Raw genomic sequence first — 24,902 nt, forward strand, 5'->3', positions numbered from 1 at the left:
GCACGTTCCACGAGGGCTCGAAGCCGCCCGACACGACCTGCACCCGCACCCGGCCGCCCTGCCGGACGCACTCCACGACCACACCGTCCGCCGCCCCGCCCGCCACCCCACCCCGCAGCGCGGGCCGCCAAAGAGGGCACAGCCGGCGCAGCGAAGCGAAGCCGGGTGGGCACTCCACGCAGCGAAGCGGAGTGACGGAGCGCAGCGGAGTGCGGCCCGCGGCCCCGTGGTGCGGGAGGGGGCGGCGCAGCGGGAGGCGTGAGAGCGCGCAGCGCTCGGTCCGGACGCAGCGCAGCGGAGTCCGGCACGCCTTCCGCTGCGCCGCCCCCTCCCACCCCGCCGGCACCGGACCCGCAACGCCCGCCCCCACCGGGCTGAATTGCCCTGAGGGGGCCACGGCCTGACGGCTGTAGCCCCCTCAAGCGGAGAGTTGGTGTCAGGGGGCGTCGTAGAGCTGCTGAGCGGCCTTCAGCGCCGTGCGACGGACCGCCGGCGGATAGCCAAGGCGGTCTGCGGCCTCTTCGACGTCAAGGGCCGGCTCTGCGCTCATCAGTGCGGCGATGCGCGCCGCGCGTTCCTGCTGGAGGTGCTTCTGCGCGGTGGAGAGGGAGATACCGAGGACGTCGACGGCGTGGGCGGCGGTCACCACGGGGTCGGCGTCGAGCAGTTCGGCGATGCGGCCGGGGAGGAGGTCACGGGGGACCATGTCGCCGGATCCCTTCGGCCTACCGCTAGGCGCGCTCATGGTGCCGCGGGTGGCGGCGTAGGCGAGCACCGCGGCGCGCGGCCAGTGCTCGACTCCGCACACTACGACGGCGTGGGCAGCGAGGCGGTCGTCTCTCTTGTAGCTGTCGAAGCTGCGCGGCTTCACGTCGAGCACGGCGGCAGCCTCGCGGCGGTCGAGCAGGTCGCTGTCATCCTCAGCGGCAGGGATCGCCGGCAGGGGCCTGCCCGCGCGGTAGGCGTCGACCTGCTCTCGGTCCCACAGCAGCACCTGCCCGCCCTCAGCACTGATCGGCTCGGGAAATCCCTCCGCGGTATAGGGCATGACGCTGCGGAACGTCGGCCACTTCATGCCCAGGAGCTCAGCCAGCTCCTGACGGCCGACAGCAGTTCGTCCAGCGCGGATCACGATCCCAACCTCCCCATAGGCGAGGCGCGCCGGTGCGCGCCGAGACAGGCGAGTCCGCCTGAGCGGCGCACCCAAAACAGAAAAATACTACCGCACCTAAGACGCGCTGTGTCGTGGGTGCCTGCGCCCGGCCCGGGCGGGCGCTATGCTCGCCCCGATGATGCCCTGCGGGTTCTCTCGCGGTGTGTTCTTCGGTAGGCCGGCGCCCTTGCCACCCGCCCTCGGCGGAAGTGGGCGCCGGCCACATCTCTTTCACCCACCCCCAGCCTTCCCACCCCACCCGCTCCCCTCCTTCTCTCCACCCAAGCACGCCGCCCCTCCCACGCCACCTCCCAGCCCTACTTACGGACGTCTGCAACACCCCCCGTCAACGCCAAGCCCAACCGACCCAGCCCAAAACAAACACCACCCCAACGACCCGAACCTCTCCCTCCCCTATAAGTAAGTCTGACCAGTCACCAGCGCCGAGACCCGCGCTGACCAGCAAAAATGCAAGACCACCACCAGACCGGTTTCCCCCTCAGATTCCCCCTCGCCATCCCCCTCATACATCCCCCTCAGAATCCCCCTCACTGTCACCCTCAGTCACCCGGCCCTTCCGGGCCGAACCAGGCTGCGCAGCCCACCCGTTCGGCCGAGCACCCGCTGCGCCCTCGACCTCAACATCGCCGCCCGCCTGTGCCGACTGCCGCGCGCCCACTGGCACCGTGGACGGGGCATTGCTGGCTGAACGCTCCCTCCCGCGCAACCGGTCGAGCAGCAGGGCGGCCACGGGCCTTCATCGCTATCGGCTGTCAGAGGTGGACGTATCCTCCGCGTTCATAGCCGAGGTGTTCGCTCATCTCGGCTTCCAGAGCCCGTTCCAGTACGGCCTTGGTGATCTCCGTCAGCAGCCCGCCCTCACCCAGCAGAGCCGCCCCGAGGCATCAGCTTTTTCGAGCAGCCACTCGACCACCTCGTCGACCGTCTTGTCCCCAGCCGCCGAGGGGTTCCGTCTTGTCTGCCGTGACTCGTCCGATCCGCCCGGCCCGAGGGCCCGAGGCCGAGTCCCGGGCCAGGCTGCCACATAACAGACTTACACGAACTTTCAGGCACGCTCGTCAGAGGTGTTCAGGGAGCCAGGGTTCGAGGTCCGAGGTGGCGCGGATCAGCTGGGTCAAGGCTTCGCCGGAATTGGCGGTGACTCCCGTGAGACGGGCTGCGGCGGCTGTCCGGTAGCCGCCGGCGTACCAGACAGCGAGCTGCCCGCGGGTGAGCTGGACATCGCCGTGGGCTCGGGTCTTGGTGATCTGACCCGTGCCGTCCTTCACTTCCAAGAGGTACGAGTCCCGGTCTCCGCCGTTCTCGTTTTCGATCTCCACAGGCATGGCGATGGCCACGTCGCTGGGCCAGCCTCGCAGCCGGACGGCTTCGGGGATGTCAAGGACGCGGAGCATCCATGGGTGCCATGCCTCCGCTGTCAGCCGGTAGCGGTGCAGGTTGTGCAGCAGTGTGGGGTACGGGGGAAGGGCGGAACGCCGGAATTGGACGGTGGCGGCGCGGGTGTGGTGTCCGCCGAGGAACGCCATCATCTCGTTGACGGTCTGCGCGTCCGCGGCCCAGAAGTCGTGAACGGTCAGGTCCGTGCCGTGCCGCTGGTGACGTTTCATGGAGAAGGACAGCACGCCCGTGGTCGTTTGTCCCGACCCGAAGCGGTAGGTGATGAGCTGCTGTTTGTCGTCCATCCAGGCAGACCACCATTTCGGGCGCTGCACGGGCCCGTTCCACTGGCGGGCCAGGCGTCGTTGCAGCTCCTCACCTTCCTCTGCCCGGCCGTGCTCAATGTGGAGTCCTGGGCTGGTGAAGCCGCGCTTGAGGTCTTCGGTGGCGATGGACCAGGCGAACACGGGGACTGGTGCCTGCCAGCCGAGGCGGCGCAGGTGTCCGTTCGAGGTCGTCCAGGCGGTGGAGATTACCGCGCCCTGGTCGCGCAGGGGGCGGATTCGTTCGGCAAGTAGGCGACCGGCGAGGTGGTCCCCGCGTTCTTCGGGGGCGACGCACCCAGCGCTGATGATCGCGGATGGGACGGGGGCCCCGCCGAAGAACTGATCGGTGAGGAGGCCCAGGCCGCCGGCGACGACGCGGCCGTCCCGGACTGCGACGCGGATGTCCGCGTGGGGGCGCAGTCGGGTGATGTCGCCTACGGGGTGGCCGTAGCTGCGCGTGGCGAGGTCGTTGTACTCCTGCCACAGCTCGTCGTCGGCCTCCATGATCCGGAGCGGATCAGGCATGTGGAGCCTCACGTTCTAATAGTTCGTATGGTCGCGGACGGCGTCCGCTGTGGCCGGTACGAAGAAGCTGCGGGTGAAGGTGATGACGGTCTTGCCGTCTTGGTTGTGGCCGGCCGTGCGGCAGGTGACGATTCCGGTGTCTGGCCGGCTGCGGGACATGCGGCGGCCGGTGATCTGCGTCTGCGCGTAGAGGGTGTCGCCCACGAAGACCGGGTGGGTGAAGCGGACTTCCTCGAAGCCGAGGTTCGCCGTGGTGAGGCCGCTGGTGCTGCGTACGGTCATGCCGCCCACGATGTGGAGGGTGATGCTGCTGCACACCAGGGGTCGGCCCCATTCGGTGAGGCTGCAGTAGTGGGCGTCGGTGTGGATGGGGGCGTCGTTGCTGCCGAGCATGGTCATCAGGACGTTGTCGGTCTCGGTGATGGTGCGTCCGGGCCGGTGCTCGATGACCAGGTCCTCGTGCAGCTCGTGGTAGCCGAGGCCGACGATCTCCCGATAGCGGCTTTCCCCGACCTGCCGGTACCCCTGGGGCATGCCGCTGTTCACGCGGTCACCTCGTGGGCAGTGCGGGCGTCCGCGCGTGCGAGCAGGGATCGGGCTGCCTGGACCATGGGCGGGCCCACCATCTGATGGCCGACTCGGATGATGCGGCCGCCAGCGTTCTCGGCCGCCGCGACGATGGCGCGGGCGGCGGCGATCTCCTCGTCCGTCGGCCTGAACACCTCTGTCAGGACGTTCAGGTGGCGGGGGTGTACGCAGCTCTTCCCGGCGAAGCCGAGGGCCTTGACGCGTTCGGCCTCGTCCCGCAGTCCTTCGAGGTCGTCGAGGTCGAAAAACGGAGAGTCAATGGCGGGGATGCCTGCGGCGGCGGCGCTGACGACGAGCGCGGAGCGGGCGTGGAGCATCGGCTCCCAATCGTTGCCGCAGCCGGTGGCTCTCGCGTAGTCGGCCGTACCGAATAGAACGCCTGCGATGCGCTCGGCCCGCACGATGGACGGCAGCGCCTCCAACGCGCGCGGGGTCTCGATCAGCGCGTACAGATGGGGGGCGTGGTCGGGGGTGTCCAGGACACCGGCAACGATCTCGATGTCTCGCGGCGATTCCACCTTGGGGATCAGAACGATCTGCGGCACCACCGGGTAGTCGGCGAGTGCGTCGAGGTCGTGGATGCCGTCGCGGGTGGTGGGCGAGCTGATGCGTACCCCCAAAGCGGTGTCGGCCGGGGCGGGTGTGGTGAAGAAGGCGCGGGCCATGAGGCGGGCGTCCGGCTTGGCCGCAGGAGGGACTGAGTCCTCCAGATCGACCAGGGCGACGTCCGCGCCGCTGGCTCGTGCGGTCGGGAATCTGGTGGGGGTGTGGCCGGGGGTGATGATCCACACTCCGGCGGGCGCGGGCGTGTTCATCGGCATGTCTCCTTGGCCTTGAGGTTGCGGGCGGCGTCGGGGATCGCGTCCTCCTGGCCGGCGATGATCTGACGTCGTCCGAGCTCGTGGAACAGGTCCCAGGGGTGGACACCTTCTCGGGCGGCGGCCTCCAGGACCGGTTTCTTGAATCCGGAGAAGACACCGGCGAGCCCGCTGGCGAGGCTGGTGGAGTCGATCGTCGGTGGGGCGGGCATGAGGGTGCGATCGGCGAGGTCAGCGGCCTCGGCCAGTAGCCGCACGTCGATCCCGGTCCGGTGGTCGAGGCGTTCCAGAACGGGGACGAGGACTTCCAGCTGGGTGTTGCCCGCGCCTGCGCCGAATCCTCTGGCGCAGGCGTCGATCACGCGGGCGCCTGCCTCGACGGCGGCCACGGAGTTGGCGACGGCCATGCCGAGGTTGTTGTGTCCGTGGAAGATCACCGGCACGTCGACCGCGGCGGTGATCGCGGTGATCCGGGTGGTGACGTCGTCGGGCAGGTAGTGGCCGGCGCTGTCCATGATGCCGACGGCCTGCGCCCCGTATTCGGCCATCAGGGCGCACTGCTCGGCGAGCTTGCTGGGACTGGCCATGTGGATCATCATCAGCACGCCTTGGGCTTCGGCACCGAGGTCGCGGATCACGCCGAGGTGGCGTTCGGTGGCGCTGGCCTCAGTGCAGTGGACTGCCATGCGGGCAATGTCCGCGCCGCGTCGTACGGCGTTGGCGAGATCGGCGGAGGTTCCCCATGCCGGTGCCATGAGGACGGCCATCCTGCTGTGGGTGAGGGCCTCGCGGGCGGTGAGCAGCATCTCGTCATCGCTGAGTTTGCCGTGCCCCACCTGGTATGAGGATGCGCCGAGTCCGTTGCCGTGGCCGATCTCGACCACGGGGACGCGGGCAGCGTCGGCCGCGGCGGCGTAGGAGCGGATCTGCTCGCGGTCGAGCTGGTGGCGAACGGCGTGCTGGCCGTCGCGCAGCGTCGGGTCGTGTATGACCAGCGGGTCCCTGTTGGGGGTCATCGGGAAGTCTCCTCCAGTGCGGGAATCCTGGCGAGGGCGTGCTGCTCTGCCGCGAAAATGGCGGCTGCGCTGATGACTTCGAGGTTGCCTGCGTGCGTCGGCATGCCGTTGCGGGTGGCGGTGACCTCTACGACCACGCGGACCGTGTCGTCGGTGACTGCGCACGAGACGAGGCGGTATCCGGGGATGAGGGCTCGCACGGTAGTGGCGGCGGACTCCACGAGCTCGCGGACGGGGCCCGGCTCGGCGCCAGGGGCGACGATCGTCATCGCGACGCGGAAGGGCGGCGCAGGCGAGGCTGGGCTGATGTTCAGCATGGTCTTGGCGGTGCCCGCCTGGGTGAACTGCTGGATCGCTGATTGCGTCGCCTCGATGTACTCGTCGAGGTTGAGGCGGCTGGCCCGCCCGACACTGCGGCTGGCGGCGGTGGCCACCATCTCCACGTGATCGGGAAAGTAGTGCTGGGTGATCGCGTGGAGGATGGGGATCGAGGCCTGACCACCACAGGTGATGAGACCGATGTGCCGGTGTGCGGCGGCCTGGTGGCCGTTCACGGCGGGCACGATGAGCGTGCCGCCGCTGGTGGGGGTCAGGTCGATGAGTGTCGTATCGGTTTTGGCGAGCTGGGCCCAGTGGGTCGGGTGGGCGAAGGCGTTGGTGACGTCGAAGACGATGTCGAAGGCCTCGCCCGCGTCAGCCAGGGCGCCGATGCCCCCGGCCGCGGTGGCGCAGCCCATGCGGGCGGCTTGGGCCATTCCCATGCTCTGCGGGGTGCGGCCGATGACAAGCCCGCAGCCCAGGTGCGGGGAGGCCTGGATGCGCTCGACCAGGTCGAGGGCGAGGAGTCCGGTACCAAGGACGGCCGTGTTCAGCACGGAGTACTCCGTTCGCTGGTGGTGGCGGGTCAGAGAACGTGCAGGTGCACGGTGGGCAAATGGGTGGATGTGGCTCGAACGTCCGTGCCGGGGATGAGCGGGATGCTCGCGTGGACCGACCCGGCCAGGACGACGTCTCCGGCGCGCAGGGTGGTGCCCAGGACGGGCAGTCGATGCGTCAGCCAGACCAGCGCCTTCAGGGGATCACCGAGGATGTCGTGCCCTTCCCCCCTTGCCGCTGTGTGCCCGTTGACGCTGGCCACGATCTGCTCCGCCCGGAGGTCCGTGGTCAGGTCGAAGGGGACGGGGCTGCCGAGGACCACGCAGGCGCACGCCGCGTTGTCGGCGATGGAGTCGACCAGGGTGATGTTCCAGCCGGTGTAGCAGGTGTCGAGGACCTCGAACGCGAGGAATACCTCAGCCACCGCATCCCGGACCGCGCCCAAGTCCGCGGGGCCTGCCAGGTCGTGGCCGAGCCTGAAGGCGATCTCGGTCTCGATCCTGGGGTTCAAGAAGTCGGCAACCCGCAGAAGGGACCCGCTCGGCCGGAGCATGTCGTTGAGGATGAATCCGGAATCGGGCTCGTGAATGCCCATCTGCTGCTGCATGGCGGGCGAGGTCAGACCGATCTTGTAACCGGCGACCCGGACACCTCCCGAGACCCGCCGCTCCACGTTGATCTGCTGGATGCGGTAGGCGTCTTCGAGGGTCAGGCCCGGGAAGCGCCCCGCCAGGGCCGGCACGGGAACGCGAGACTGGCTGGCTTCGACCAGTTCCCCGGCCACCGCAACGAGGAACTGCTCCTTCTCACCGGGGTTGGTGCTCTGCACGGTCGGGTCTTGGGGGCCGCCTGCGGGCCTGGCCATCTGCTACCTCCTGCTGTCCGCCTGGTCAGGGGTGTCCGTCGCTGCGTGCCGTGCGGCGAGCACGGGCAGGAAATCGACGCTGCGCCCGTCGAGGTGGCCTACGTCGGCTGCGGAGCGTACGAACTCGATCCGGTCCAGCTCCGGGGTGCGGCCCTGTGCGGTCTCGACAGAGACGAGCTCTGCGTACTGGTGGTCGAGCGTCTTCGCCGGGCAGGCAGGCGCGCGGAAGTGGATGCCGATGTTGCCCTTGTCGCCGCGGGTGACCGCCCACAGGCTCAGGTCGTGAGGCCGGACGTCGCGCCCGATCTCCTCCAGGAGCTCCCGTGCGGCGTGGCGGCGCAGCGCGGCCAGATTGAGGGGGGCGTCGTCAGCAGGCGGCTCGATGGTGCCGCCGGGCAGCTGCCAGCGCCCCGGAGCAGCGGTGGACGACGCCATGCGTCCCACCAACAGCCGGCCGTCGTCGGTGGGCTGGGCAACGGAGACGAACACCGAGGGTGCCGCCACGGCGTGGACCGGAGCCAGGCGCAGGACGTAGAGGCGGTACGTGGCCCGGTACCAGGTCAGGACCAGAGTGTGCGGGTCCTTCCAGTCGACTCCGGCGCACACCACGACCGGTCCGTCGAACAGTGACGGGTTAGACGTGGTCATTTCGTCCCACATGCGGTCCATGGCTGCGCTCTGCTCCTGCGTCAGGCGGGGCGCCGCCGTCTCCACCAGGTGGAGCTGGCGGGCGTCGAGGAGTTCCACAGCGGTGGGTTCTGGCTGGTTGATCAACGAAGTCTCCTGGAGATGCCCTGAGTGCAGGGCCTAGTGGGGCGCGGTGGTAGCGGTGTGGTCTGGCAAGGCCCGGACCGTACCGCTTCTGAGGGGTGGCTTCTGGCCCGATTGCGGTGCAGATCTCACTGGCCAGAATCCAGGGCAACGCCGTGCGGAACGCGAGACGCAAGACGCCGGGCCGGGCAGCTGGTGGAGACGGTGACCTCTTCCAGGCCGGCCAGGGTGCCGGCCGGGTGCTGGGCCGGGATTCTGACCGGTGACGGCGCGGGCCATGGGGCGCCGCGCTGCCACCGGAGTTCAGGACGGGCGGGTGCGGGATCCGCAGCGGCAGGGCCGGGGCTGGGTCGTGCGTGCTGCCGGTTGGGGGGTGGCGCTGTCCGCCGTGTCGGTGGCCGGCCTGCGGGACGGCTGTGCTTCGGCAGAAGCTTGGTCCGGGATGGTGATCGAGGAGCCGATGGGGGTGACACCGTCGGCCTGGTCGGCGCAGGAGAGGGCGAGGACGGCCAGGCCGCGCACGATGCCTGTCGTGAGCAGCAGTCCGGCGATCGTGTTCCCGTCCGGCCGCCGGGCGTGCCGGCGCTTGCGGGGCGGGCTGAGGTGGGTGGGGCCGTGTAATTCGCCCCAGCTGCTGGCGCTCACGACGGCGCCTGGCCTGTGGTGAGTTCGGCCCAGACCCGCTTGCCGGTGGCGAGCCTGTCGCTGCCCCAGCCGGTGGCGAGCTGGTCGATGAGCTGGAGCCCGCGGCCGGCCTCGGCCTCGGCGTCGGGGACGGAGGGTTCCGGGGTGGTGCGGCTGGTGTCGGTGACAACAATCCGTACGCGGTCGGGGTGGCGGGTGACCGAGACACCGACCCGGCCGGTGCGGGTGTGCCGGATCGCGTTGGTGACAAGCTCGGACACGATGAGCCGGGCGTCGTCGACCAGGTGATCGAGGCCCCAAGTGTGGAGGCAGAGGGTGACGTCGCGTCGGGCGCGGGAGGGTGCGGTGTCGCGGGGTGAGTAGCCGTCGCTGTAGCGCTGGGGTCCTGTGAGGGCTGCTTCCACATCTTCCGCCAGGACGCCGGTCACCGGACGGCCCTTCCGGCGGCGGCGCTCTGTACAGCGGAAGCGTGAAGCCGGTGGGTGAGGCGGCCGAGCGCAGCGGTGGCCGGGCAGTGGGTACGGGTAGTGCGAGTGGTGCTCTGGCTCATGGGTGGCCTCGGCAAGTTGGGAGCGGGTGTCGGGGCGGGCCTCGTGTCCCCGACGGCGCGGGCGGGGACACGAGGCCGCATGGCCGGGCCATGCTCGAACCCGGCCGTTCTGGAGCCGCGACCTACCACCTCAGCGTGATCATCTGCTGACACTTGGTCACGGCGTCACATTGGAAGAATGCACCCAATGACGCGATGCCTGCAACCATTGCAACCAAACTCCCAACGAATGAAGGGATGTTCGATCGACTTCCGATCCCCGGGCCGGGCAGACTGACCCGGAAAGAGGACGTCGCACCCCGGAAGGGGAAGATCCGCCCCCCGCATCGCCCCGCCAGCCCGCAGAGAGGTTCAACTACCCGTGCCCACACCGCCGCTTGTGCAGACCGTGCGCAGACGCCGTCTCGGCAGCGCGCTGCGGAACTTCAGGAAGACCGCCGGCCACACCTCCGACACCGCCGCTCAGGCAGTCGGCTGGGACGGCAGCAAGATCAACCGGATCGAGAACGCCAAGGCGCACCTGCCGATCAAGGACGTGAAGCCGCTCCTGGAGGCGTACGGGGTCACCGACGAGACGGTGGTCACCGCCATGGAGGAGCTGGCCCGCGACGCCAACAAGGTCGGATGGTGGAGCAACTACGGCGACCTGCCCGAGACCAACTACAAGGACTACATCGGCCTGGAGGAGGACGCGGAGTCGACCCGGATCTACCTGCCCGGTCTGATCCCCGGCCTGCTCCAGATCCCCCAGTACGCCCGCGAGATCATCACCGCGACCGCCATCACCCGAGACAGCGACGAAGTCTCCGCGCTCGTGGAGATGCGCAAGAAACGCCAGGCCATCCTCACCGACACCAGCCGGCTCGGCGGACCTCTCCACCTGTGGGCCGTCATCCACGAAGCGACCCTGCACTACCGGTCCGCGACCCATCCCTCGCTGATGCGCGAACAGCTGCGCCACCTGCTCGACATGGCCGAGCTGCGCAACATCACCATCCAGGTGATGCCGATACTCGCCAACCCGCACCCCGGGATGGTGGGCCCGTTCCACATCGTCCGGTTCCCCCGTCCCTGGCCCACCGTGGTCAGCGTGGAAACCATCCGCGGCGGGAACTTCGCCGAGGCCACCGACGACGTGAAGGTCTACGAATCCGCCTTCGAGCGGATCGTGGCCGAAGCACTCCCCGTCAACGACTCGCGGGAGAAGATCAAAACCATCATGGAGAAGTCATGAACACGAACAGGCTGTACGCCACCGACCTGCCCGAAGCTCACTGGCGCAAATCGTCGTTCAGCGACGGCGGCGAACAGTGCGTCGAGATCGCCGACACCCGGCCCACCCACGGCTTCATCGCCGTCCGCGACTCGAAGCAGCCGACGGGCCCGGCACTGGCCTTCACCGAGGAAGCATTCACCGCCTTCCTGCCGCACGCAGCACACGGCCGCACCCCGACGGCCTGATCAGGCCGCACAGCGACCAACGCCCGGATTCCCCCAGCCCGCAGCGGGGGGAATCCGGGCCTTGCCTGTATGGCGATACCCCGTCTGCCCGCGTGGACGCTCCGCGTCCACAGCCGATGTCGAGGACGATGCCGTTGCCGGGGCGGGCCGTGGCCGCGTAGGCGGCGATCACTTTGGCCGTGGGGCGTCCGGTGATCTTCGCGGACATCAGGGCGCCGGTGCGGTCGGCGAGGCGCTGCTCGCTCTCGTACAGGGAGCCGTTGACGAGCTGCTGGTCGAGGAAGGCGGAGGTGTCAGCCACGGCCGGCGCCTCCGGTGTGCGCGGTGTGGGTCAGGCGGGCTGCGTGGCCTTGAGGTGCGCGAGCAGGGCGCGGGCTTGGCGCCGGCTGGTGACCGTGTGCACGGTGGCCCCGGTGGCGTGCTCTTTGATCAGCTCGCGGACGCGGGGTGCCATGGTCTTGCGGTAGCCCCACACGTACTTGATGAAGTTCCAGGTGATCCGGTCGTACACGCCGGTGGCGTCGTTCTGGCCGCCGCCGTAGCGCAGGCGCCGCTGGGCGATGCCCCACAGGCAGACGGTCGGCGGGATGTCCAGGAAGATCACCGTGTCGGCTGCGTGGAGCCGGATCGGGAGCGTTCCGGCGTAGTTCCCCTCGATCACCCAGGAGGGGGCCTGCACCAGTTCCTCCTGGATCGCGGCGAACTTGTCCTTGTCGAGGGTGTTCCAGTCGTCGTCGTAGTACACGGCGTCGAGGTGCGTGAGGGGCGCGTGGAAGTGCTGGGCCAGCTGCTTCGACAGGTACGTCTTGCCGCTGCCGCCGCAGCCGATGAGGGCGAGTCGCATGTGGGGTGAGGCTACCGATTCCGAGTGGTGTGGTGGGTGAGCTTTCCATTGTCCGTCCCTCGGTGTTGATCGAATACCTGGCCGAAGTGTGGAGCTGTTGGGACAGCCGGAAGGGGTCCAATCTGCGGATGCATCGCTCCAGCAGCCGGGCCCAGTCCCCGGTGGGCATGGAGATCAGGGTGCGGGTGATATCGGCCACGTGCGCCCCGTCGCAGGCGTGGAGCTCGCCGGGGATGCTGGCGGCCCGGTAGTGGGCGGGGGTGATGGGGGCGCAGCCGGCCAGGACGGATTCAAAGATCCGCTGGGTGTACCGGCCGCTGGTGGCGTACCGGGTGGGGGCGAGCATGACGGGGCGGGCTGGCCGAGGGTGAAGTAGTCGGCAGCCTTGTCGGCCAGGGCGACGGATGCAAAGGGCCGGAACGGCTCGCGGAACTTCACCTTCGCGTTCAGACGGTGCACGATGTCCGGGCGCAGCGGCGAGGCGTGGGTGGACCGGTTGCCGAGCGCGCGGGGACCGGCTTCGAGGCGGCCGCGGAAGACGCCGACGATCTCGCCTTCGGCGAGCTGGTGGGCGAGGTGGCGGGCGGGGTCGGCCGGGCGGTGGGCGGTCATGCCGGGTCGGGGCTGCTCGGACCTCCGCGACGGTGTCGCAGCCGTCGAGCTGCCGGCAAACCTGGGCATCCCCGGGGGAGGAACGCCGGGGTGCAGTCGCTGTGCGAACACGGGGCGTTGACGTCGTCCTGGTCCTGGACGACGACGGCCTGCTCCCCCAGACCGACACGCTGCGACTGGTCAGGGAGGCATTCACCGCGAACCCCCGCCTGGGGATCGTGGGCTTCCGCATCGCAGACGAAGAAGGCGTCTCCCAGCGCAGGCACGTCCCCCGCCTCGGAGGCGCCGACCGCTGCTCTCCGGCCCGGTCACGACCTTCCTGGGCGGCGCCCAAGCCCTATCCGGAAAAGTTCCGCCAGGACGTCGTGCGGGTCGTGAAGAACCGCGGCCCAGGTGTGACGGTCGAGCAGGTGGCCACCGACTTCGGAGTCCACCCGATGACCTTGTGGAAGTGGATGCGCCGGGCGGACATCGATGACGGGGCCAAGCCCGGAACGTCCAGCCAGGAGAGCGCGGAACTGCGGGAAGCACGTCGGCGGATCAAGCTGCTGGAGCAGGAGAACGAGGTCCTGCGCCGGGCCGCGGCCTATCTGTCGCAGGCGCATCTGCCGGGAAAAGGATCTACCCGCTCGTGAAGGAGCTGGCCGGGGACGGGGTGCCCGTCACGGTGACGTGCCGGGTGCTCAAGCTCGCCAGACAGCCCTACTACCGCTGGCTCGACAGGCCGGTGGCCGACGCCGTGCTGGAGGAGGCGTATCGCGCGAACGCGTTGTTCGGTGCCCACCGTGAGGATCCGGAGTTCGGCTACCGCTTCCTGGCCGATGAGGCCCGTAGCAGCGGGGCCACCATGGCTGACCGGACCGCGTGGCGGATCTGCCGGGACAACCGCTGGTGGAGCGTGTTCGGGAAGAAGCGCGGCCGGGGCAAGAAGGCCGGCCCGCCGGTGCACGACGATCTGGTCCGTCGTGACTTCACCGCGAGTGGCTCGAACCGGCTGTGGCTCGCCGACATCACCGATGTATGCCACCGGCGACGGGAAGCAGTACCTCTGCGCGATCAAGGATGTCTTCAGCACGCAGGATCGTGGACTACTCCATCGACGCACGAATGAAGTCCCGCCTGGCCGTGACCGCCCTGGACAACGCCGTGGCCCGACGTGAGCACGTCGACGGATGCATCCTGCACAGCGATCGCGGCTCGCAATTCCGGTCCCGGAAGTTTGTCCGGGCGCTCGATGGCCACCGGATGGCCGGGTCGATAGGGAGAGTCGGGGCAGTCGGCGACAACGCGGCAATGGAGTCTTTCTTCAGCCTGCTGCAGAAGAACGTCCTAGACCGCCGGAAGTGGGCCACCCGCGAGGAACTACGGATCGCCATCGTGACCTGGATCGAGCGGACCTACCACCGGCGCCGCCGGCAAGCCGCCCTCGGCCGGCTAACCCCCGTCGAATTCGAGACCGTCATGACCACACCGGCCCTCCAAGCCGCGTGACCCAACCTGTCACCCGAACCTGCACCAGACCCGTCCTGCGGTCGCCTGCGAGTCGTACGCTCAAGGTCCAAGTCGGCAAGCGCAAGGGGGCACCGTGACGACCGGAATCGTCATTGTTCACACGACCATCGATGAGGAGGAGGGCGCCCGGAAGCTGGCTGAGGAGGCAGTGAAGCAGCGGCTGGCAGCCTGCTCACACCTCGACTCACCATTCGAAGCCACCTATTGGTGGGAGGGCAAACTAGAGAAGGCCACGGAGTGGCGAATCTCGTACAAGACCACTGTGGACCGCGTGCCGGACCTCCAGGCGTGGGTGCACGAGAATCACCCTTACGACGTACCAGAGTTCATTGTGCTTTCCGTGGTCGACGGCTCGGATGCCTACCTGAAGTGGGTAGCCGACGAGACTAGGCCCCGGTAGCTTCGAGGCTAAGTGGCGGAGGCTCGATAGGGACGAGCCTCCGCCGTTATGCTGCGAGCTCCTTCAGATGCTCGGTCAGGTCGCGTTCCGAGGTGGGAAGCAGGCTGGCGATAGCCGAAGCCCGGGAGCGTCCCATGGTCGTCGTCCGCGCCGCGGCCGCGGTGGCGAACTCGTGGACCACGTGAACACCTTGCTCCCGAGATCCTCCTTGAAGATGAGCAACGGCTAGATCGCCCAAGACCACCACCCCCGCGTCGGACAGGTTGTCGCCCAGTCTCTGGGTGGCCTCGTCAGCTGCATCGAGCAGCTCAGGGTGTCGCAGTCGTCCGTATACCGACAGCACGAGGGAGTCCCGCCGGGACGGCGTCATGAATTGAACCCAGGCTTCCTCCGCCGTGTGGTCGGCGTACTCGTACGCGACCCTGGCCCGGTCCAGTGCGCGAAGCGCGTCGAGTTCGTTACCGAGGCGCGCGGCCTCCTCGGCGTGACGTGCGTGAATCCAGGCGGCGGCTGTCGCGTGCCCTGGTCCGCGAACACACTGCGCGGCCTCCTTCAGGAGGATGATCGCCTCATTCGGCGGGCAGCCGTAGCTGGTATAGGCCAAGGAAAGGGCTCGCAGGGGTGGGTGGCCAGCCGCAGATGAGCACTCCGCGGTCACCCGGTAGTAGTTCCGCGCTGTGCGATAGTCTCCCAGGTCCCAGGCGAACCAACCAGCCAAAGCCGCGGTCTCACCAGCAGCGATGGTCAGCGCCTGCTGCTGCCTACCGGCCCGGGGCAGCGCGGAGGTGATGGCGTCAAGGTGGCTATTCACCCGGTATCGAAGCTGCCCCGCTTCAAGCTGCATCTCGCTGGTGTGGAGGCGACGTGTCTCATCCACGAGTACCCGGGTTGCCGGTTCATCGATGCCCCCAGCCCCAGTGATGGCGTGAGCCAACCGGGTCCAGGGCTCCGCAGACCCTGTCGCCACGATTGACGCGCCCTCAAGCAGCGTTCGGCGTTTCACTTCGTACCTTTCTGATTCGTCGAGTGCAGCCCGCGCTCGTCGCCGCCGAGCGCGAGCTTCCTTCGCCTCCCGTAACAGGTCTTCGGCCGCCATGCCGTAGGCAGCAGCCATGTCCCTGATCGTGGGAGTCGTCGGGATCGTCTCGTTGTTCTCGTACCTGCTCAGCTCGCGCCGCGTCATCACGACCCGGCCGCTCACTGCGTGAATGGCGTCGACCTGTTGCTCCTGCGTGCGCCCGGCGCGCCGGCGCAGGTCCGCGAGTAGCTCACCGAAAGGATCTTGTCGCTTAGGCATGAGTGTGGCCCCTATCTCTGGGTTGGGAGCATCATGGCCTCAATTTCCCCCTCCCAGTTCCCCCTTGACGAGATTTTCGGTGCTCATTTCCCCCTCCCAGTTCCCGCTGGATGCCGGGGGGTAGTACGCAGTGTGATGAGTACGTGACCGAGACCATCAGCACGCCGGGATTGGACGTGGCCATCTCTCCTGCCCGGGAGGGCCCCGCCGGGGCCGTCAGGGGTGCGGACGCAATGTGGCCGCAGCGACTGCGGCGCACCACACGGGCTGCCTTGACTCACTGGGGATGCACGAGCCTTATCGATGACGCGCACCTCGTGGTGACGGAGCTCGTAACCAACGCCCTGTTGCACGGTGACGGTGAAATCAGTGTGCGGATTCGCTTCGCCGAGTGCTACCTGCACGTGGCAGTTCACGACGGGTCCACCGCGTGCCCTGTTCCTCGCATCAGCACTCCAGACGACGAAAGCGGACGAGGCCTCGTACTTGTCGATGCCCTCGCCGACGACTGGGGCGTCGAAGCAGGCGGCGCTTGGTACCGGCTGTCGTTCACGGGAAAGAGCCTCTGATGACCCGCATCAGCGCGATGGCGCTGACCGAGACCAGCCGGTGAGCGGCTTATGGGCGTGGGTGGACCGGCAGCGGTGGGTTGACCGGCGCTTTGAGGTGGGCTGGCGGCAGTGGATCTTGCAGGTGCTGATCGTGCTGATCGTGTTCGGGCTGATGGTCGCGTACTGGTACGCGACGGAAATGAGGGGATGAGCGTGGAACACAGCAGGGCAGTGGACCAGGCGGCGTTACCGGTATGGCGGCCGCAGGCAACGTTGCAGCGGCTAGGCGCCGTGGGGGCGCTGACCCCCGTGGCCGCCGGCCAGGAGCGTCATCACCTTGCACGGCTGTAGACCGTCGTCCTCGAAGACCTCGCGGCGGACACCGCGACCTTCTAAGACGCCCGGCCTGCGGCCCCTCCCCTGCAACATCCGACCGAGGTCAGCGCCACCGCGCTCTCCTGCGGAAGGCAGCCTCCCTCAGCCTCCTACCGACCTTCGTGCTGTCCCCTTCGCCACCTCCACACCAAGGCTCACCCATGTATGTGATGAAGCTGCTCACCCTCGATCATGTGCCGGCGCTCAACCAACTGCTTGCCCTGCGCATGGACTGGCTGGCGGAGAACGGGCTCCCGCTGGGTGGGGAGAGCTCCATTCTGATGGAGCTGGTCCGTCTCCCGGAGCCCGAGCCCGGCATGCTGCCTGTCGGAATGTGGGACGACAAGACGCTCGTCGCTGCCCTCGCCGTGCAGTCGGCAGCACCCTTGTTCGGCTGGACGCTCGAAGAACGCCAGGAGCGCAGCCTGGTGCTCTCCCTCGCTCACACCCTTCCGAGGGAGCCGCGGCTGGGCACGATTCTTGCGGACGCGCTCTGCTACTACGCCGCGCGCATGCCCGTTCCGCCGGCCTGGCTCCGCTGCACGGTCCGACCGCGTGCACTGGCCGACTATCTCGAAGAGGCCTGTGGCTGGGCCAAGATCCGCGAGATCGGTAGTCCGTACGGAAACTCCCATCACCTGCTCCAGCGTCCCCCTCAGCTAGCCGAGCACATGGCGCTGCTCGTGCGTGCTGAAGGCGGGTTGGTGTGATGCCCACAGCTGCACTCTTGGCAGACGTGCCGGATACCACCCCGGTTGCGGCTGCGGACCGGGAAGTAACTGTGGCGGAATTACGCGAACAGATCGTGAAACCCATCACTGCGGCGCTCCACCGGCCCTCGGTCCGACACCTGGGGAGCACCCCGGGCCGGGAACCGCCCTCCGGCTGAAGAAGCCTTAGGCAAGTCGAGCAGCCGGAGGGCGGTCTCATCTCCGCCCCATGCCCCGTAGACCAGACCCCCGCCACGTGCCAGCCTCAGCCTCTATCGCCATCGCCATCGCCGGCACCCGTCGCACTCCCAAGAGCCGCCACTTCGGGCGGACCTGATCGCCACACAGGTGAAGGGATCACCGATGACCAAGCACTCCGTCGTCCTGGACTGCTACACCGTCGAACCCAGCGGGCTCGGCGTCCCGCCCTACATCTCCACCTACGTGCGCACCGCATACTCCGCCTTACGGCAGGCCCGCCCCGGGGACGACGTGCGGTACCTGACGATCGACGACGTCCGATGGTGCCTCAACGGCGGCCAAGCCCACGTACCTGCGCCGCACAGCGACCCGCTGACGTACTCCACGACCGTCAACCGTGACGACGCGATCCGCCTGCTGCGAGATGCCAAAGAGGTCATCGTCATCGGTGGGGACAAGGTGCCCTCCGTGCACCTGCATGCCGTCAACGGCGGCCTCGCCGACATCGCCCGCGCGATGTCCTGTGTGCGCGGCAAGCGCTACCTTCTCGGCCCGATGACCACGTTCATGCTGGCTGAGCCGGCCGAATACGCGGGCCTGTTCGACGCCTCCCACACGCACACGATCACCTCCCAGGACATCGCCCTCGGCTCCCGCACCGCCGCCCCCTACGAGCGGCTGCGCGACGACCGGGACTCCTTCAAGGGCCTGGTCGAGCAGATGCCGTGGACGCCGATCGCCGAGCTGGAGATGTACCGCGGCTGCACCCGCCGTCAGTTTTGCGACTTCTGCAACGAGCCCGGCAAGTCCCCGATCGTCGCGTTCCGCGATGTGGAAGACATCGTCGAGGAAGCCGCCCAGCTGTACGTGGCTGGCGTGAAGCACTTCCGCCTCGGCCAGCAGACCTGCTTCTTCTCGTACCACCACCGCGACGTCGACAAGATCCGCGCCCTGCTCACCGGAATCCGGGACGCCTGCCCCGACCTGGAGGTCCTCCACATCGACAACGCCGACCCGCTCGCCGTCGCTGCTCCCGTCGGCCGGAAGATCGCCCAGCTCGTCGCCGACTACGGCACCGAGGGCAACTGCGCGCCCATGGGCATCGAGTCCTTCGACCCGGTGGTGATCGAACAGAACACCCTGACGTGCACGCCCGAGATCCTGCTGCGCGCAGTTGAACACATTAACGAGGCCGGCGCCGAGCGCGGCCCCGGCGGTCTGCCGAAGCTGCTGCCGGGCCTGAACCTGATCTACGGCATGCCCGGCGAGACCCGCGCCACGCACATCGCCAACCTGAACTGGCTCACCCGCATCCTCGACGCTGGGCTGATGTGCCACCGCACCAACGTCCGTCAGGTCCGCGCCTTCCCTGGCACCCCGCTCGCGGCCTCCATGCTGTCCCCCGTGGCGTCGGCCGAGCACTACGAGACGTGGAAGGCCGACATCGACCACGGCTGGGACCAGCCCATGAAGAAGCGCGTCTACCCCGAGGGGCTCCTCGTGACGGGCCTGCACTCGTACTTCGTCAACGAGCAGGGCACCTGGTGGCGGCGCCTGGGCTCCTACTCCATCCAGATTATCGAGCCCGACACCGCAACCGCCGTCGGCACCGGCGGCGACCTGGCCGTCACCGGCCACGCCCCCCGAGTCATCTTTGGACAGCGCCTTGCCGTCGCGGCCTGACCGCAAGGTGTCCGCCGCCCGTACGGGCGGCGGACACCCGCGCCGCGTCGGCGTCCTCCTCCCCTGGGCCAACGTCGCCATTGAGGAGGAGCTGCCCCTCCTCGCCCCCGACGGCGTCGTGTTCCACTACGCCCGTCTCGTGCCCGCCTCGCGTACCACTGCGATTGACCACAGGTTCTGGGACGGCCTGCGCGCCGCCGCCACCGACGCAGCCGACTCGCTGCGCCACATCCCCTTAGACGCCCTGCTCCTGGGCTGCACGTCCGCCGGGTTCATCGAGAGCACCACCCCCGTGCCCGCGGGCACGGTGACCGCATTCGACGCCCTCATGGCCGAGCTCGACCGCATCGGCGCCCACAGGATCGTCCTGGCCACCCCGTACCCGGACGCTGTCACCGGCACGGAAATCAAGGCATTGAGCCGCCGCAGCATCACTGTGCTGGCGTCTGCCAGCCTGGGCCTAACCGACGGCTACCCCGGTGTCGATCCCCTGCGGGCCAAGACCCTCGTCCTCGGGCTTCCACAGCGCGCCCTGGCGCAGGCCGATGCCGTGGTGCTGTCGTGCACCGGGTGGCGCACCCAGCCGGTACTGGCCGAACTTGCCCAGCAGTTGGGTCGGCCGGTCATATCCTCCGTCCTCGCCATGGCCAACTACGCCGCCCACCTCCAGCAAGGAGCCACCCCATGACCGCGAAAACCACCGCCGCGCAGCGGAACCGGATCCACCGCCTCGTCGAGGCCGCGGCCACGCTGCCCGACGTGCGCACCGAGGTCGAGGGCAACCACGACAACAACCGCTGGTGGCCGATCAGCATTGCCGACCCCCGCATGAGGATGCTGGCCGCCGGATGGTCAACCCGGGTCAACTACCGAATGATCGGCTCCTACGCGGATGTCATTACCAAGGCCGACGCGGCCGGCTTCGAGGCGTTGGCCGCATACACCGACGCCGACATCACCGAACTAGCGCGGCCGATCGGCCTGCCCCAGGCCCGCATCGACTACCTGCGCTCCCTCAACGTGCTGATCGGGCAGTGGGCCAAGGACGAGATCGACCCCGCCACGATCCCCCAGGGCGAGCTGATCCAGCAGATCGCCGATCAGGTGCACGGGGCCTCGTACAAGGTCGCTCAGTGCGCGGTCCTCTACTCGCGCGGCTACCACTGCGGGATCATTCCCGTCGACTCGGGCATGGTCACCAAGCTGGCCCCCGCGCTCGGCTTCACCCTGCCGTACGGCCCGATCGCTCACGAGCGCCTGCGTCACACCCTGGAGAGCGCGGTCACCCACGACGCCGACGCCTACCGGGAGATGACGGTCCGGCACCGACACAAGGTGACCATCCCCGACGACGCCACGCCCACGTGGTGGGTGCACCTCGTGCTGATCTACTTCAAGCGGCTGTACCTCAACAAGCCGCCCACTCACCTGTGCACGCGACGGCCGCTGTGCACCAAGGTCATCCGCTGCTCGCACACGGCCGCTGAAGGGAGCGGACTATGACCCGCTTATCGGTCATCGGCAACATATCCCGCGACCTCACTAGCTACCCCGACGGCCGCCGATCTCACCAGCTCGGCGGCGCCGCCCTGCACACGGCCCTCGCCGCCTCACATGCCGGCGCCGACACGGCGCTCGTCTCAGTTATCGGCCAGGACCTCGCGCCGCTCGCGCGCAGCACGGGCCACCCGCGCCTGGACTGGTCCATGCTGTGCGTCGCCCCAGAATCGTCCGCCATTTTTACCCTCATCTACGACGAACAGGATCGCCTCGTCTCCACCGAAGCGGACTACGGCGCGGCCGCCGGACTGACCAGCCACGCGATCGGCCACATCGTGGACCACGTAGGCGACTTCTTCCACTTGAGTCTGCGCCGCCCTCTCCAGCCCGAGCCCGTCCTGGCCCAGCTCGTCGCCCAGCGCGCCGGGTACAGCGTGGACCTGTTCCTGCCCAGCGCCGCCGACATGATCCACGACGCCGGGCCGTGGCTCCCCCGCGCCGCCGTCGTCTTCTGCAACACCGCCGAGTACCGGCTCCTTGCCGCGGCCTGCGACCCGACCGAGCTGCCCCTGGTGGCCGTCACCGACGGCCCGAGCCCCGCCCGCCTTCTGCGCCACGGCCGACTCATCGTCGAGGCCCGGCCGCCCCAGGCCACCCCCAGCGAGGTCACTGGCGCCGGCGACACCTTCGCTGGGACCTTCCTGGCTCGTTGGCTCGACGGCCGCCCCGCAGCCCACGCACTCGCCTCCGCCGTACACGCGGCCGCCCGGCACCTAACCACCCCGGCGATCCCGCTTCCCCCACCTCACCACCTTTGACCCATCCGACCGAAGGGACAGCCACGTGGTGTATTACGTCGCGCACCGGCTCTTCTCCGCCCACGACCGCGCCCTCGGCGCTCGCGTCGCCGGACGCCTGGCCGACAAGGCCGGACCCGACTCCGTGTTCCTCCCCTTCTGCGACACCGACGAGGAAGACCTGGTTGCCGAGGTCAAGGGCCGCCGCCTCTTCGAGCTCGACATCGAGCGCCTGACCACCCTCACCGGGATGATCGCGCTCGTCCACGGCCCCAGCCTGGACGACGGCGTTTGCATGGAGATCGGATACGCCGCCGCGCTTGGCGTCCCGGTGACCATCCTCTCCACCGACTTCCAGACCTACGACCCGAACGGGCATGCTCCGGCCTGGCACTTCCCCGACCCACTTATCGACACCATGTCTCATCGAGTCGTCCGCGTCAGTAGCCTGGGGCCGGTAGAGGACATCACGGACCGATTCGCGGCGTTCAGCAGCCGCAATCACAGCCAGCTGGACACGGCGATCTCCGAAGGCATCACCGCCATGCTGAGCGCGCCCGCGCCCTCCCCAGCGCTGCCGCCCGCGACCGCACGGTACGGCGTCTACGTCGAGCCTTCCCCCTATTTCCCCGACCCGGGCCTGGTCGACACCGTGCGCTCGGGCGGGCACACCGTCCTGGCCGCCCGCCGACTCACCGACGAACGCCCCTTCGCTGCGGCGATCACCGACTGGGAGCACGCCGCATCCGCCGCCGCCCTCGTGGTCGACGTCTCCGGCCCCGAAACACCGCCCGGCGCCGCGGCCCTGATCGGCGCGGCGGCAGCCCGCTGCCAGCCCGTCATCGCCTATCAACCGCATCCCGTCTACACCCACGCCTCTGGCCGTGAACCCAACTGGCGCAACCTGATGATCCAGTACGCCAGCACTCGTCACGCGACCGATCTGGCTGCGGTGCTCGACGGGCTGGCGTGGTGAACGCGTCCGGGCTCGCTGCCATGTACGACACCGTGGTCCTGGAGGGGAGCGATGGTGCGGGAAAGAGCACCCTCGCCCGGCAGCTGGAGGCGTACGGGTTCACCGCCATACACTCGCCGCGGACTCCCGACGTGGTCAGCCTCGTCGGCCGTTACACCGAGCTGCTGGCCAAGCCCGGCTGGCTCATCCTGGACCGCTGCTTCATCAGCGAGCTGGTCTACGGCCCGCTCTACCGCAACGGGTCACGCATCACCTGGGCGCAGGCGCTGGAACTCGTCGAACTCGTCAACGCCCGCAGGGGCGTATTCGTACACCTGACCGCATCCCCCCTCGTGATCAGGACGCGCCTGCTCCAGCGCGACGGCACCGCCCCGCACCTCTCCGAGCTGGACACTCTCATCTCTGCGTACCGGACCGTCTTCCACACGATCAGCACCTGCGCCAACGTCGTCACCATCGATCCCGAATCAGACAGCCTTCCCATAACTGGCTGAGAATCGATCCATAGGAACTTGGGCCGATCCCACCCCGATAGGCTCCTCCGGCATCACCAGCACCCATGCCGGAGGCAGCCGTGGACATCCGTGAATCACAGAAACTCGCCTGGGCCAACAAGGTCGCCAAGGGCTTCAATACCACGGACATCCCTCTGGAGTTCGGCCTCCTCACCGCCGAGGTCGGCGAAGCCTTTACTGCCTGGCGCAAGGGCCTGCCGGACTTCGGCGAGGAACTCGCCGACGTCTTCCTGTACCTCGCCGCCGTCGCAGAAATGAACAACATCGACCTCGCCACCGAGGTCGAGCAAAAGATCCACAAGAACCACGAGCGTGTCTACCAGCGCAACCACAACGGCGTGCCCATCCGCGTGTCAAGCGACTGACCCAGACGTCTCCAGCTGACTCACCGAACACACGAGGGGCGCCCTTGCCTGGGGACGCCCCTCGTTGCGGCGCTTCGCCTACGACATCGGGATGCCCTTGCCCAGCAACTTGGCGGTCGCCCGGACCGCGTGCGGGGACCAGCACGTACCGATCCTTCGCTGTCTTCGAACTCACCGCCCTGCGTCGCGAATCCATCGGGCAGGCCGCCGCAATCGCTGCACCACCCCACCGTCTGATCACGACCTCCCGGAAGACCTCGCTGAGCCTGGCCGCAACCGGTGAGTGCGGTGGTGAACTCCCGCCGGTTCAGCCGTAAGGATCGGTGAGTGTCCCGCGTTCAGGGCTGTGACCTGCGGTGGGGAGGTTCCGCCGCGGTGGTGGTGAGTCACCGGTGAGTTCACCGCTCGAAGCGTTGCCGTCCCGTGACGGCGCAGGGCTGGTGACGGTGAGCCGGGCGGTGAGGACGCCGCCGTTTCGTGGAGTGCAAGCACAACCAGCACTCCACGAAAGGCACACCGATGACCCCTGTCCCCCGCCGCCACGTACGGCCGGCCCCCCGCCTGGCGGCTGCGCAGCCGCTGCGCCGCTCGCGTCCCGAGACCGTTCCAGTCCGTGGCTCCCTCTCGCGCGGCCCGCGTCTGGCCCGGGTCGGAGTGTGGGCCGCGCTGGCTGCCGGTCCTCTCGCCCTGGCCGCCGCTCTCGTTGTTCCCCGCGGCACGGCCGCCCAGGCCGCGCCCGTCAGCCAGGCCACCAGCGCGCTGCGTCCGGTGGCCGATGCGGCCGGTACGGCAGCGGTGTTTGTGGACCTGTGGCTGCGCGCTGACGCCGCCGTACCCGACAGCCCCGTGGCCGCGGCCGTGCGCGCCATGGCCCCGGCCGCGGACCTGCCCAGGCGGGCCCGTACCGAGGCTGCAGCACCCAGTGCGGTGCGCGTCGTCCCGGTACGGACCACGTCCACACCGGGCGGGTGGACCGTCGTGGTCGTAGCCCTCACCGACACCAGCCGCACCGCCTCACCGTCCCTGGGCCCGACGCCCGAGCGCATGGCGGATACCGCTGCGGTTGCGCGGTACTTCGCGGTGTCGGGGACCGGCGGGCAGGACGGCGGCCCGGTCGCCATCACCGGATCCCCGGCTGAAGTCGCCGCGCCCGAGACGGCCCCGGCCCCCGCCTCCCCCTACATCCGCCCCGTCCCCGCCGGCGACACGCTGGGCACGACGGTGGGCGAGTTCCTGCGGACCTACCTCGCCGGCGGGCAGAGCACCGCTCTGGAGCGCTATCTCTCCCCCGGTGTGCGGCTGTCGGCCCTCACGGCTGCGGCGTATGTGCGGGTGGATGTCGAGGAGGTGGCCGCCGACACCGACAAGGCGGCTGCCAAGGAGGTTCCCGGGGACGGGGTCCGTGCGCGGGTGCGGGTCCGGGTGTCCGGTGAGGATCGGTCGGGGGGTCGGTGGCCGCTGGTGTACCGGCTGGAGATGACCGCGCGGGCCGGGCGCTGGGAAGTCACCGCCCTGGACGCCGTCACCGGTTCTCCGGCTCCGGCCGCTTCCGCGCAGGGGGGTGTGCGGTGA

Annotated in this window: 28 protein-coding genes and 2 pseudogenes; 15 read left to right on the forward strand and 15 right to left on the reverse strand. The window is 68.8% G+C overall.

The genetic code is table 11. The features are described 5' to 3' along the window. Positions 1-436: 436 nt before the first annotated feature. The 11 genes and pseudogenes from ABTY04_RS34130 to ABTY04_RS34180 form a co-directional block, all read right to left on the reverse strand. Positions 437-1,075 (reverse strand): hypothetical protein, encoded by a 639-nt coding sequence (locus ABTY04_RS34130; protein ID WP_352217325.1) that lies wholly within the window; start codon positions 1,073-1,075, stop codon positions 437-439. An 869-nt stretch (positions 1,076-1,944) separates the two neighbouring features. Then, positions 1,945-2,087 (reverse strand): annotated as a pseudogene (locus tag ABTY04_RS34135) (IS256 family transposase); the annotation flags it as partial. A 145-nt stretch (positions 2,088-2,232) separates the two neighbouring features. Continuing rightward, the gene (locus ABTY04_RS34140) at positions 2,233-3,402 is read right to left on the reverse strand and encodes a GNAT family N-acetyltransferase (protein WP_352217326.1); all 1,170 of its coding nucleotides are present in this window, start codon (positions 3,400-3,402) and stop codon (positions 2,233-2,235) included. 15 nt (positions 3,403-3,417) lie between these two features. Then, positions 3,418-3,936, reverse strand: coding sequence for a MaoC family dehydratase (locus tag ABTY04_RS34145; protein ID WP_502996776.1), 519 nt, complete (start codon positions 3,934-3,936; stop codon positions 3,418-3,420). Positions 3,937-3,944: 8 nt separating this feature from the next. Continuing rightward, complete coding sequence (locus tag ABTY04_RS34150; protein WP_352217328.1) at positions 3,945-4,805, reverse strand: HpcH/HpaI aldolase/citrate lyase family protein; 861 nt, start codon at positions 4,803-4,805, stop codon at positions 3,945-3,947. After that, positions 4,802-5,824, reverse strand: a complete 1,023-nt coding sequence (dmpG, locus tag ABTY04_RS34155; protein ID WP_352217329.1) for a 4-hydroxy-2-oxovalerate aldolase — start codon at positions 5,822-5,824, stop codon at positions 4,802-4,804. Before dmpG ends, ABTY04_RS34150 begins: the two co-directional genes overlap by 4 nt. Continuing rightward, positions 5,821-6,699, reverse strand: a complete 879-nt coding sequence (locus ABTY04_RS34160; protein ID WP_352217330.1) for an acetylating acetaldehyde dehydrogenase — start codon at positions 6,697-6,699, stop codon at positions 5,821-5,823. The genes dmpG and ABTY04_RS34160 overlap by 4 nt, the downstream gene beginning before the upstream one ends. A 29-nt stretch (positions 6,700-6,728) precedes the next feature. Then, the gene (locus ABTY04_RS34165; protein WP_352217331.1) at positions 6,729-7,565 is read right to left on the reverse strand and encodes a 2-keto-4-pentenoate hydratase; all 837 of its coding nucleotides are present in this window, start codon (positions 7,563-7,565) and stop codon (positions 6,729-6,731) included. A gap of 3 nt (positions 7,566-7,568) precedes the next feature. Next, positions 7,569-8,339 (reverse strand): NUDIX domain-containing protein, encoded by a 771-nt coding sequence (locus tag ABTY04_RS34170; RefSeq protein ID WP_352217332.1) that lies wholly within the window; start codon positions 8,337-8,339, stop codon positions 7,569-7,571. Between the two features lie 300 nt (positions 8,340-8,639). Then, positions 8,640-8,981 carry a hypothetical protein gene (locus ABTY04_RS34175; RefSeq protein ID WP_352217333.1) on the reverse strand — a complete coding sequence of 114 codons (342 nt, stop codon included), beginning with the start codon at positions 8,979-8,981 and terminating at the stop codon, positions 8,640-8,642. Beyond that, positions 8,978-9,409, reverse strand: a complete 432-nt coding sequence (locus ABTY04_RS34180) for an ATP-binding protein (protein WP_352217334.1) — start codon at positions 9,407-9,409, stop codon at positions 8,978-8,980. The genes ABTY04_RS34175 and ABTY04_RS34180 overlap by 4 nt, the downstream gene beginning before the upstream one ends. Before the next feature lie 510 nt (positions 9,410-9,919). Between ABTY04_RS34180 and ABTY04_RS34185 the strand changes: the two genes are divergently transcribed. Further along, positions 9,920-10,765, forward strand: a complete 846-nt coding sequence (locus tag ABTY04_RS34185; protein WP_352217335.1) for a helix-turn-helix domain-containing protein — start codon at positions 9,920-9,922, stop codon at positions 10,763-10,765. After that, a complete protein-coding gene (locus ABTY04_RS34190; protein ID WP_352217336.1) occupies positions 10,762-10,992 on the forward strand; it encodes a DUF397 domain-containing protein in 231 nt (76 codons plus the stop codon). The genes ABTY04_RS34185 and ABTY04_RS34190 overlap by 4 nt, the downstream gene beginning before the upstream one ends. Here the strand turns inward: ABTY04_RS34190 and ABTY04_RS34195 are convergent. From ABTY04_RS34195 to ABTY04_RS34205, 3 genes are all read right to left on the reverse strand, one after another. Beyond that, positions 10,943-11,293 carry a hypothetical protein gene (locus ABTY04_RS34195; protein ID WP_352217337.1) on the reverse strand — a complete coding sequence of 117 codons (351 nt, stop codon included), beginning with the start codon at positions 11,291-11,293 and terminating at the stop codon, positions 10,943-10,945. The genes ABTY04_RS34190 and ABTY04_RS34195 overlap by 50 nt on opposite strands. Positions 11,294-11,323: 30 nt before the next feature. Continuing rightward, positions 11,324-11,836 (reverse strand): P-loop NTPase family protein, encoded by a 513-nt coding sequence (locus ABTY04_RS34200; RefSeq protein WP_352217338.1) that lies wholly within the window; start codon positions 11,834-11,836, stop codon positions 11,324-11,326. A 174-nt stretch (positions 11,837-12,010) separates the two neighbouring features. Further along, complete coding sequence (locus ABTY04_RS34205) at positions 12,011-12,448, reverse strand: carbamoyltransferase C-terminal domain-containing protein (protein WP_352217339.1); 438 nt, start codon at positions 12,446-12,448, stop codon at positions 12,011-12,013. A 365-nt stretch (positions 12,449-12,813) separates the two neighbouring features. On the opposite strand from ABTY04_RS34205, the pseudogene ABTY04_RS34210 reads away from it, so the two are divergent. Both ABTY04_RS34210 and cutA read left to right on the forward strand, forming a co-directional pair. Beyond that, positions 12,814-13,939: pseudogene (locus tag ABTY04_RS34210) on the forward strand (IS3 family transposase). A 94-nt stretch (positions 13,940-14,033) separates the two neighbouring features. Continuing rightward, positions 14,034-14,360 carry a divalent-cation tolerance protein CutA gene (cutA, locus tag ABTY04_RS34215; RefSeq protein ID WP_352217340.1) on the forward strand — a complete coding sequence of 109 codons (327 nt, stop codon included), beginning with the start codon at positions 14,034-14,036 and terminating at the stop codon, positions 14,358-14,360. Between the two features lie 46 nt (positions 14,361-14,406). Here cutA and ABTY04_RS34220 read toward each other — a convergent pair whose 3' ends face one another. After that, positions 14,407-15,657, reverse strand: coding sequence for a helix-turn-helix domain-containing protein (locus ABTY04_RS34220; protein WP_352217341.1), 1,251 nt, complete (start codon positions 15,655-15,657; stop codon positions 14,407-14,409). Between the two features lie 143 nt (positions 15,658-15,800). Here ABTY04_RS34220 and ABTY04_RS34225 point away from each other — a divergent pair, with 143 nt between their 5' ends. The 11 genes from ABTY04_RS34225 (at position 15,801) to ABTY04_RS34275 (ending at position 24,902) form a co-directional block, all read left to right on the forward strand. Then, positions 15,801-16,226 (forward strand): ATP-binding protein, encoded by a 426-nt coding sequence (locus ABTY04_RS34225; protein WP_352217342.1) that lies wholly within the window; start codon positions 15,801-15,803, stop codon positions 16,224-16,226. A 40-nt stretch (positions 16,227-16,266) separates the two neighbouring features. Then, entirely contained in the window at positions 16,267-16,419 is a 153-nt protein-coding gene (locus ABTY04_RS34230; protein ID WP_352217343.1) for a hypothetical protein, read from the forward strand. Positions 16,420-16,744: 325 nt separating this feature from the next. Then, positions 16,745-17,293 carry a hypothetical protein gene (locus ABTY04_RS34235; RefSeq protein WP_352217344.1) on the forward strand — a complete coding sequence of 183 codons (549 nt, stop codon included), beginning with the start codon at positions 16,745-16,747 and terminating at the stop codon, positions 17,291-17,293. A gap of 363 nt (positions 17,294-17,656) precedes the next feature. Continuing rightward, positions 17,657-19,177 (forward strand): radical SAM protein, encoded by a 1,521-nt coding sequence (locus tag ABTY04_RS34240; protein WP_352217345.1) that lies wholly within the window; start codon positions 17,657-17,659, stop codon positions 19,175-19,177. After that, the gene (locus ABTY04_RS34245) at positions 19,161-19,865 is read left to right on the forward strand and encodes a maleate cis-trans isomerase family protein (RefSeq protein ID WP_352217346.1); all 705 of its coding nucleotides are present in this window, start codon (positions 19,161-19,163) and stop codon (positions 19,863-19,865) included. Before ABTY04_RS34240 ends, ABTY04_RS34245 begins: the two co-directional genes overlap by 17 nt. After that, on the forward strand, positions 19,862-20,680 hold the full coding sequence (locus ABTY04_RS34250) for a hypothetical protein (RefSeq protein ID WP_352217347.1): 819 nt from the start codon (positions 19,862-19,864) through the stop codon (positions 20,678-20,680). Before ABTY04_RS34245 ends, ABTY04_RS34250 begins: the two co-directional genes overlap by 4 nt. Beyond that, positions 20,677-21,495 carry a carbohydrate kinase family protein gene (locus ABTY04_RS34255; protein WP_352217348.1) on the forward strand — a complete coding sequence of 273 codons (819 nt, stop codon included), beginning with the start codon at positions 20,677-20,679 and terminating at the stop codon, positions 21,493-21,495. Before ABTY04_RS34250 ends, ABTY04_RS34255 begins: the two co-directional genes overlap by 4 nt. Before the next feature lie 25 nt (positions 21,496-21,520). After that, a complete protein-coding gene (locus ABTY04_RS34260; RefSeq protein WP_352217349.1) occupies positions 21,521-22,450 on the forward strand; it encodes a nucleoside 2-deoxyribosyltransferase in 930 nt (309 codons plus the stop codon). Between the two features lie 20 nt (positions 22,451-22,470). Further along, positions 22,471-22,944, forward strand: coding sequence for a nucleoside/nucleotide kinase family protein (locus tag ABTY04_RS34265; RefSeq protein ID WP_352217350.1), 474 nt, complete (start codon positions 22,471-22,473; stop codon positions 22,942-22,944). An 80-nt stretch (positions 22,945-23,024) separates the two neighbouring features. Beyond that, positions 23,025-23,330, forward strand: a complete 306-nt coding sequence (locus ABTY04_RS34270; protein ID WP_352217351.1) for a MazG nucleotide pyrophosphohydrolase domain-containing protein — start codon at positions 23,025-23,027, stop codon at positions 23,328-23,330. Between the two features lie 519 nt (positions 23,331-23,849). Beyond that, positions 23,850-24,902, forward strand: coding sequence for a conjugal transfer protein (locus tag ABTY04_RS34275; protein WP_352217352.1), 1,053 nt, complete (start codon positions 23,850-23,852; stop codon positions 24,900-24,902).

Source organism: Streptomyces sp. NPDC097981, from assembly GCF_040302565.1.
GTDB lineage: Bacteria > Actinomycetota > Actinomycetes > Streptomycetales > Streptomycetaceae > Streptomyces.